Below are 8,843 nucleotides of genomic sequence, written 5' to 3' on the forward strand. Positions count from 1 at the left end.
CCGTCTCTTTCGGATCTTGTCGGCCGAGCCCGCGGCGTCCGGTGCCGTGCCCGGCAAGGCGGAGGGGCGCCCGTGTACTGGACGTACTCGGGCGCCCCGACAACGCGGCCGGGTGCGGTGCCGGGCGTCGCGGGCCCGGCAAGATCCGAAAGAGACGGCCTAGGGGGACCAACCCGGCCGTGTTCACGGATGCCGACGTGGGTGCGGGCCGATCATGAGCGGTTCGGATGTGCGGGTCACGCTGACCGCGCCGTCAGGTGCTGTCGCTCAGGACGGTGTAGGGGTCGAGGGTGCGGCGTACGAGCTGGTCGGCGATGTCGGTGGGGCGCAAGCGGTGACGGTCGGCGTAGGCGTGGAGTTGGGCGGCGCCTTCGGCGGGTGTGACGTCGGCGGTGGCGGCGAGCATGCCGCTTGCGGTGTCGAAGATCGCTTTTCCGATCAGGGCTGTCTGGGTGCGCGTGGTGACGTCCTCGGGTCGCAGCGGTTGGCGGTCCCAGGACAGGAGGGCGGTGGTGGCGACGTCGGCGAGGGCACGCAGGAGCGTGCTCTCCGCGTCGGTCAGGGCGGTGGGGTGGCGGGCGAGGAGGTTGAGCGCGCCGATGGTCTGCCCGCTGTGGTGCAGGGGGAGGGCGTGGGCGCTTTCGTATCCGGCGGCCCGGGCCAGGGGAACGAAGTCGGGCCAGCGGTCCCGCTGCGACGCAAGCTCGGGCGCGTGGACCGCGCTACCGGTGGTGAATGCCTCGATGCAGGGGCCCTGTTCGACCTCGGACTGCCAGATCTCGGTGAGTTCCGCGGCGTGCTCGGTCGTGATCGCGGAGCGCAGCCCGCCGCGGCTGTTGGCGAGCATGACGCCGGCCGCGTCGATGGAGCTCAGGGAGACGCAGTGGTGGACGAGGCGTCCAAGAAGGACGAGCGGATCTACGTTGTCGCCGAGGGTGTCGCTGAGCGCGACGAACGCCTCGGTGAGCTGCTGCTCTCGGGTGGTGGTCATGCCGGTTCACCGTTTCCCTGCTCCGACCCGCCGGTGGGGCGGGCTAGTCATGGAACCTGATTCTCCCGGCGATCACGTCGAAAGCCGCCTCCGTCACGGTTTTTCCGTGGGAGAAGGCGTGGGCCCTCAGGCGGGCCAGCGCATCCTGGGGATCGACCCCGAGATGCACCATGATCATTCCAGTGGCCTGGTGAACCTCCTCGTGATCGGTCTCAGCCGCATCCAGCCACGACCCCTCCTCATCGGTTCCGCTTCCGGGATCCTGTGCCTGGAGGCCCAGGAGGGCGGTGGTGATGGCGTCGGCGGCAGGAACCGCGAAGGCCTGGTCCCGGTCGGAGAGCGGGCCGGCGCTGATGCGATAGAGATCCAGGGTGCCGATGGGCAGGGCCTCGCCTCCCAGGGGGAGGCAGAACACGGCGTGCACGCCAAGGTCGACGGCCTGCTGCGCGAAGAGCGGCCACCGGGTGGCGTCGGGCTGTTGCGCGAGGTCGTCCGCGAACACGGGTGCGGCCTGTTCCATCACGGTGCGACAGGGGCCGTCGCCCAGTGTGTACTCGGCTTCCGCCAACCGCCGGGCGACGTCGTCGCTCGACCACCAAAGGGTGCGCACGTCCGAGTCCCCGTGAAGAGAGACGGACGCGCCGCTCACGTCCATGAGGTCGACGCAGGCACGTGCGAACGCGGCCGGCGCTCCTGGGCCCGTAACTGCGGTGCCCTGGAACAGTTCGTGCAGCCGCCCGTATCCCGGGTCTCCCGCCAACGGTTCTGCCGCGGGAGGCTGTCGCTCGTCGTCCGGAGGGATGGGATCCACGGTGCTCCACCTCCTGACGCAGCCCGCTCCCTTCATCCTCCTCCAAAGCGGTGGCCGCGTACACGCACTCCGGGCTGCGTCGCCCGGGAAGGCGGAACCGGCCAATGCAATGAGCCCGCCCACGGTCCCGTAGGAGTAGCGTCGGCTGCTCCGGGCAGGCGCCTTTTGGGGGCAAGCAGGGCCCGGTCCGGGCGCATCCGGCCCTTGGGCCTTCCCACTGGCGGGCCCGGCACAGCGCCCGGGGGCCGGTCGGTGCTCGTGGAGGGAGTGCGGCTGATGAGGTACGGCATCGTGTGCGGCCTCGATCAGGCTGAGGCCTGTTCCGGGAAGGTGTCCTGGAACTGCCCGGGGCCCCACCCCGTGCACACGGCCTCGACGAGTCGCTCGCCCCTCTTTTTCCCTTGCTTGTCGGCCGCGGAGGGAGAGCGGGCCGCTCCAGGCCCTGAAGGCGACCGGGTACGCCGGCTGGTTCATGACGGACGTCGCGGTACCCGCTTTGCCGGTCTTCGCGAGGGCCCGCGCCGGCAGGCTCCAGATCTTGCCGCGCTCGCCGCTCCGGGGCCCGCGGTACGAGAAGGCCGTTCCCGGCCGCTCGCACAAGATCCACGGGAGCCTGGTGAAAGCGCTGCCCTCCTCCAGGACGTTGGCGTGAAGGGCAGGCATTCGGGGTGACGTTGCGACCGCCGGTGGAGCCGATGCTGGCGCAGGCCGTGGAGTCGGTGCCGGGGCCAGGTGTGCTCGGCGAGCTGGCGTTCGAGCAGAAGTTCGACGGCTATCGGGCTCTGCTGTTCACCCCCACGGGCCCCAACGGCGGCTTCCTGCTGCAGACCCGGCGCGGGTCGCTGATCCAGGACCGGTTCCCCGACCTCCTCGCCGCGTCGGACAAGCTGCCCGACGGTCTGGTCCTGGACGGGGAGCTCGTCGTCTGGGACGCGAAGGCGGGCCGGCTGTCCTTCGAGGGATTGCAGCGGCGCACCGCTGCCCGCGGCCGCCGCAGCACGCGGGCTCTCGCCACGTCGCTGCCCGCGTTCTTCATCGCCTTCGACGTCCTGCAACAGGACGGCAGTGAGGTGATCGGCTACCCCTACCGCCAACGCCGCCTCCGGCTCGAAGCCCTCTTCGCCCTCCACCGGCTCGCGCCCCCCTGGACGCTGTGCCCGATGACGACCGACCTGCTCAAGGCCCAGCAGTGGCTGGAGTCCTGGACCGAGATCTCCGGCGTCGAAGGCGTCGTGGTCAAGGCCATGAGCCAGCCGTACCGGCCCGGCCGGCGAGACTGGTACAAACTCCGTCGCCGGAACACCATCGAGGCGATCATCGGTGCGATCACCGGCACCCTCACCCGGCCTCAGCTCCTCTTCCTGGGCCGCCGCGACGCCTACGGCGACCTCCGCACGATCGGCCGCACGGCCCCGCTCCGTACCGAGCTGGCGCGCCTGGTCGGCGGCAACGTGATAGCCGCCGAGGCCGGACACCCCTGGGAGGGCCGGCGTTTCGCATCGGCGTGGGGCAGTCGGGACCTCCTGGACGTGACGCTCGTACGTCCCGAGCTGGTCGCGGAGATCAGCGCCGACACGGCCATCGACCGAGGCGGCGTCTTCCGGCACCCGGTCCGCTTCAAACGGCTGCGCCTGGACGTGACCGCGGAGGAGGTACCGCTGTTCAGTCCCGGGCCGGCCGCGGCCACCGGCTGAAGGGTCTGGGTGAGCACCTGCACGGAGGGGAGGTGGGGCAGGTGCTCACGGGTGACGGCCGGGGGGCCGCTCAGCGCGCCGACCGCCGTCTCCAGCGTAGATTCATCCGGCGTGCGACGTCATATCCGATGCGTGGCGGACATGCCGGTCGGTGGCGATACCCCCGCCGAGCCACTGCCGCCTGCCCCGCGTGACGGAGGGCATCGGTGCAATGCGCAGCATGCGCCCTGACCTTCCAGGAGCCCGCTCCGTCGTGCTCGAACGCAGCCGGCTCTCGGACGGAGCCCCAGGTCGCCTTCGTTCCGGCTGCCGAGACCCCGCCCACTCGGGCGGTCGGAGCGGGGGGTGGGCGTCCGCATGTGTGCCATGGGTACGAGCGGCTGCCATGCGGGAATACCCTACGTACCCAAGTGGTAGCCCTGTGAAATGAAGGGAACCTTGCATGCCTGCAGCCACTTCCGGTCCTGCGGACCCTCCCGCCCCGGCAACCCGGCTCGGCGAGCCGGGCGGATTCCGGCTCGGAGAGCCGACTGTCACCCGGGCCGCCGGGATGCTGATGGCGATGACGCCATGCACGGCACGTGACGCACACCGGATCCTGTCGGCGGCGGCCGGCCTGGCCCGCACCAGTCCGTACGAGCTGGCGGCCGCCATGGTCGCGGGCACCCGCGGCACACCGGTCCCGGTCCACTTCGAGCGTGCCGTACGCCGAGCCGTGGAGGCGGCCCGCGCCCCCGTCCCGGCGGCGAAGCTCCCCACAGCCCTCGTCCCGTCCCGGGTCCGCACCGAAGAGGTCCTGACGCGTCTGCGCGCATGCCAGTCCCGGCTCTCCGCCGCTCCCGAAGATCCTGACGCGCTGCGCGCGATGGACGACGCCGCATACACGCTGTGTGTGCTGATGGGACGTCGCTCCGTCCCGGAGGCGGTACTGGTAGCACTGAACTACCTCGCGGTGTCCACAGGCGGCCCGGCGGGGACCCATCAGCACGCTCATCGCACCGCCTCTTCGCCGAGCGAAGGTCCCGGTCACCCGAAACACTGACCGGGCAAGCCTTACGGCCGCCTCCGAGCGTCTCCCGCTCCGGCCTCGATCCCCTGAGGGCCGCTCGAGGCCGGACACCTCACGGACCGGACGGTCTACGCAGGCCTTCGCTCCGTCATCGAGGCACGGTCTCGGTGTCGACGGCAGCCGTCCGCCGGACACGGTCGAGCTTTTTGCCGTAGGGAAAACAGTGACAAGTGCTGCGGCGCGGGAGGAGGCGTGTACCGCCCCTGTCGGGGCAGACGGTTCGTGGGACGTGCCCAGCGCGGCGTCCTCAGAAGGGATCTGATCCTCATGACCCACGACCTTCATCTCTCTTCCCGGGTCCAGGAGCGCTTGCCCGAACCGGCGCGGTCGTGGGCGGTCGGCATCTTGATGGCGATGCTTCCCGGCCCTGTGCACCTGGCTGAGCAGGTCCTGTCCGCCGCGGCCACGGAAACCGGTCTGCCGGTGAGCGAAGTGGCGCGGGCCATGGTCGCCGACTCCCGTGGCGCACCTCTGCCGATCGATGTGGAGCAGGCCTTGCACCATGCCGTGCAAGCCGCCCGCAGTGGCAGCGCGCCCCGAGTCTCCGGGTCGTATCTGATGCCGAACCGCGCGGACGCCGAGCGGGCTCTGGGCCGGTTCTTCGACGCCCGCCTGCGGCTGCGCGCGGCCCCCTCCGATCCCGAGGCGCGCCGCGCCGTGGACGACGCCGTCTACACCTTGTGTGTCCTCATGGCGCAGCCCTCCCCGTATGCGGCCGTCAACGACGCGCTCCAGTACACGGACGGCTGATTTCGGCATGGCGGGCTGACCGGAGGGGAACCGTCGGTCTGCTCCCCATGGGCGTCATCGGCGCCGCATGTGAACCCCCCCCGAGCGGCCGGCCGGTCGGTCCTGCCGCTGTCGGAGCGGTAGGACCGACAACTGGCGGCCGCGATGGGCTCGGCGGCTCCGCTCAGTGGCTGCCGGCTTCGCCGGAGGACTGTCGGCCACCGGACCCCTCACGGCGCTCACGCAACATGTCCAGGGCTTCCTGGGTGCCCTCCGTCGGTTCGCGCTTCCCCGTGCCCATGACTTCCCGCGCCGCTTCCTTGACCTTCCGCGTGATGTCCTGGAGCTGTCCTTTGTCTTCGGACGGAGCCGCGCCACGCTGCCGCTCCTCCTCCGGGGACACATCGTTCTCGCCGGTCACGCGCTCCAGCGGTGACCGGCCGTCCTTCGATTCCTGGTGGTGCATGGTGACGCTCCGTTCGCCTGTTTCGCGTACCGGGACACTGCACCTGTCCCTTTCCCGCCCTTTCAATCGTTCCGCAGCGAACAGGTGTGACCGGCCTTCGCCCGCCTACGGCCGGTTCGCCCGGTATTCGGCGTTCACGCCGGAGGGTGGATCACGACCGGGCACCGGGGTGGCCGCCGGCACACCCTTGGACGGGCACGCGGTTCGCCTCGTCCTGGGGGCAGCCGGCAGGCCCTGACGTTCAGTTGCGTCAGTGACTTGGCAGTGAGTTGCCCCCCGTGGCCCGCGTGTCGCCGCACCTGCACGGGTAGGCGAAAGGTATGAACGACACAGATCAGTGGAGACCCGGAGAGATCGTGCCGCAGAGTGGTATCTACGCCTGCGACTGCGGCCAGGAACATCTGTGGAGCAAGAGCACCGATGTCCGCGGGCACCGGTTCCCGCCTCTTCCCTACGACTGCTCGGGACAGGCGTGGACCCTGCGCACCCAGGCCCACCCCGAGGCGGGCTGACGGCTGCCGTGCGGCTGCGGACCAGCGACCCCCACACTGCCGGATGGCGCCGGGTACGGCACGGCCGCGGCTTCCGGTACCTGGACACCGACGGCCGGCGCTTGCCGGAGGCGGACCGGGAACGGGTCCGTGCCCTCGTGATCCCCCCGGCCTGGCGAGACGTCTGGATCTGCCCGTGGCCGAACGGGCACATCCAAGCCGTGGGAGCGGATGCGGCAGGCCGGCGCCAGTACCTTTACCACCCGCGCTTCCGCGAGCAGCGGGACGCCGCCAAACACGAACACGTCCAGAGCGTGGCGCGCGCCCTGCCGCGGCTGCGCAAACAGGTGGCGCGTGACCTCGCCGGGCGCGGTCTGTCGCGACCGCGGGTCCTGGCCTGCGTCACGCGGCTGCTCGACCTGGGCTTCCTTCGGATCGGCGGCGAACGCTACGCCCGGGACAACGGGAGCTATGGCCTCACCACGCTCCTGCGGGAGCACGCCGTGTGCCGTGGCGGCGAGATCCGTCTGCGCTTTCCCGCCAAGTCGGGCCGGACGGTCACCCGCGTGCTGGTGGACGAGGAGGCCCACGCGGTGGTCCGGGCGCTCCTGCGGCGTAAGGAGCCCGGCCCTCGGCTGTTCGCGTACTGGGAGCACGGCGCGTGGCACGAGGCCCGTGCCGAGGACCTGAATGCCTACCTGCGGGAACGGTCGCGGCAGAACGTGACGGCGAAGGACTTCAGGACCTGGTACGCCACCGTGCTGGCCGCTGTCGCCCTGGCGGTCTCCGAGACCACGTCCGACGCCTCGCGCGCCCGGCGCGGCCGGGTCGTGGCGCGCGCGGTGCGCGAGGTCAGCGACTACCTGGGCAACACGCCCGCCGTGTGCCGGGCGTCCTACATCGATCCTCGTGTCATCGAGCTCTATGAGGAGGGGGAGACCATCGCCGCCTCCCTCGGCGGGCTGGGCGAGGGCGGCCTCTTCGGCCGGCCGGCCACCCACGGTGTCGTTGAGCGGGCGGTCCTGGACCTCTTGCGCGCGGGCCACGCGTGAGAGGCCGGTCGGGCGGTGATGTGAGCCGGCGGTAGGCGACCGCCACGGGATCAGGCGCAGGGGCAGGGTGGCTGGGGCGCATCCGTACGTCGCCGACGGCCTTTCACGGCAGGCTCAGTACGAAACCGCTGCGGGGAGCGGTGGGCACGCGGCTCAGGGGGATGGTGAGGTCCTGGTCGGGGACCTCGTAGTCGAGCTGGGCGAGTTCGGTCGCGAGCGTCGAAAGCACCGTTACGGTGATGTCCTCTCCGGGGCAGCGGTGACCGCAAGTGGCGTCGCCGCCGCCCTGGGGGATCAGGTCGGCGAGCGGGTCCGCGCCGTCCGGGCTGGTGAATCGACGCGGATCGAACCGGTAGGGGTGCTCCCACAGGGCGGGGTCGTGGTTCTGTCCGTAGAGGTCAAGCAGAACCATGCTGCCCTGGCGGATGTGGCCGCCCCGCCAGGTCAGGTCACGGGCGGCGAGGCCGCCCACGAAGGGGGCGAAGGGGTAGAAGCGCCGTACCTCGTGGGCGAATGCTTCCGCGTAGGTCCCCTCGTGATCCGAGCGCAGCAGCTCGCGGTGACGGGGCCAGCGGTGGAGCGCGTGGGCGGCGAACGCGGCGAACCAGGCGATGGCGATCGTGGGCCGGACGATGTTCAGAATTTCCACGGCTGCGGTGTGGGGGTCCAGGAGTTCGCCCTCCGGGCCGCGGTGCCAGGCCACCGCCTCCAGGGCGGAAGCCGTGACGCCGGCCTCCTGGGAGCTGCGGATTCGGGTGACCAGAGCGGCGAGTGCCTTCTCCTGCCGGGCCCGGGCCCGGCGCGCCCGTAGATGCCGGGGTCCGCAAGTGGCGAATCCGTCCACCATGGCCGTGCAGTCGCGTGCCATCTCGGAGGCCTGCGCGTCGGACATCGGGATCTTCGCCCAGTCGCACACGGCCAAGGAGAGGACCCTGGCGGTTTCGTCGAAGAGCACCACACGGTCCCGTCCCCACCCGGCCACCGCTTCGCGCCACCGCCGGGCGACGTGACCGGCGAGCGCGGCGACCCCCTTCTCGTCCTTGAGGAGGGCGATGAACATCGCTTTGCGGACCCGGTGGGCCTCCCCGTCCAGGGTATGGACGGCTCCCTGCCCGAACAGGGTGTCGAGGACCGGATCGGGGAGGGCTGCGGCCCGCAGGACGTGGCGTTCGTCGTAGAAGAAGGACACGGCTTCCGGGCCCCGCGCGGCGATCGTCGGCTTGCCCAGCAGCCGAGTCCTGAACGTGCCGTTCGAAGCGGTGCGCATCCGGTCGGGCAGCCAGGCGTAGCCGCGCATCAGAAGGCTGAGAGTGCTGTCACTGAAGGGAAACATGGCACTCGCGTACCCGGCTCATCGTTGCGCACACGCCCCTCGGCCTGGCGCCACCCGGCTCGCCCCGGCCCTTCACCCTCATGCCCGGGGAAGACGCGCGGCACCCACTGACCCAACTGGGTGCCGCCGATGCCGCGTAGGGGACGTAAGGGCACGGCGGCGCGGCCAGGAGGCCGCACCGGTGCGGACGAACGGCGGCCCTGTCCG

General features: G+C 71.1%; 9 protein-coding genes. 5 read left to right on the top strand and 4 right to left on the bottom strand.

The features are described 5' to 3' along the window. Window positions 1-253: 253 nt before the first annotated feature. Both ACWGIU_RS20420 and ACWGIU_RS20425 read right to left on the bottom strand, forming a co-directional pair. Window positions 254-991, bottom strand: a complete 738-nt coding sequence (locus ACWGIU_RS20420; protein WP_453707739.1) for a GAF and ANTAR domain-containing protein — start codon at window positions 989-991, stop codon at window positions 254-256. Window positions 992-1,034: 43 nt separating this feature from the next. Next, entirely contained in the window at window positions 1,035-2,465 is a 1,431-nt protein-coding gene (locus tag ACWGIU_RS20425) for a GAF and ANTAR domain-containing protein (protein WP_453707741.1), read from the bottom strand. 5 nt (window positions 2,466-2,470) lie between these two features. Between ACWGIU_RS20425 and ACWGIU_RS20430 the strand changes: the two genes are divergently transcribed. The 3 genes from ACWGIU_RS20430 to ACWGIU_RS20440 all read left to right on the top strand — a co-directional run bounded on the left by ACWGIU_RS20430 (window position 2,471) and on the right by ACWGIU_RS20440 (window position 5,315). Then, window positions 2,471-3,496 (top strand): ATP-dependent DNA ligase, encoded by a 1,026-nt coding sequence (locus ACWGIU_RS20430; RefSeq protein WP_453707743.1) that lies wholly within the window; start codon window positions 2,471-2,473, stop codon window positions 3,494-3,496. A 442-nt stretch (window positions 3,497-3,938) separates the two neighbouring features. Beyond that, window positions 3,939-4,538 (top strand): DUF5133 domain-containing protein, encoded by a 600-nt coding sequence (locus ACWGIU_RS20435; RefSeq protein WP_453707745.1) that lies wholly within the window; start codon window positions 3,939-3,941, stop codon window positions 4,536-4,538. 381 nt (window positions 4,539-4,919) lie between these two features. Further along, a complete protein-coding gene (locus tag ACWGIU_RS20440) occupies window positions 4,920-5,315 on the top strand; it encodes a DUF5133 domain-containing protein (RefSeq protein ID WP_453707747.1) in 396 nt (131 codons plus the stop codon). 163 nt (window positions 5,316-5,478) lie between these two features. Here ACWGIU_RS20440 and ACWGIU_RS20445 read toward each other — a convergent pair whose 3' ends face one another. Beyond that, window positions 5,479-5,760, bottom strand: a complete 282-nt coding sequence (locus tag ACWGIU_RS20445; RefSeq protein WP_453707749.1) for a hypothetical protein — start codon at window positions 5,758-5,760, stop codon at window positions 5,479-5,481. A 320-nt stretch (window positions 5,761-6,080) separates the two neighbouring features. Between ACWGIU_RS20445 and ACWGIU_RS20450 the strand changes: the two genes are divergently transcribed. Next, on the top strand, window positions 6,081-6,272 hold the full coding sequence (locus ACWGIU_RS20450; protein WP_453707751.1) for a hypothetical protein: 192 nt from the start codon (window positions 6,081-6,083) through the stop codon (window positions 6,270-6,272). 8 nt (window positions 6,273-6,280) lie between these two features. Beyond that, on the top strand, window positions 6,281-7,303 hold the full coding sequence (locus ACWGIU_RS20455; RefSeq protein ID WP_453707753.1) for a DNA topoisomerase IB: 1,023 nt from the start codon (window positions 6,281-6,283) through the stop codon (window positions 7,301-7,303). Window positions 7,304-7,406: 103 nt separating this feature from the next. On the opposite strand, the gene ACWGIU_RS20460 is transcribed toward ACWGIU_RS20455, so the two are convergent. Next, the gene (locus ACWGIU_RS20460) at window positions 7,407-8,636 is read right to left on the bottom strand and encodes a cytochrome P450 (protein ID WP_453707755.1); all 1,230 of its coding nucleotides are present in this window, start codon (window positions 8,634-8,636) and stop codon (window positions 7,407-7,409) included. Window positions 8,637-8,843: the final 207 nt, after the last annotated feature.

The sequence above is a fragment of the Streptomyces sp. NPDC054840 genome (assembly GCF_053611065.1).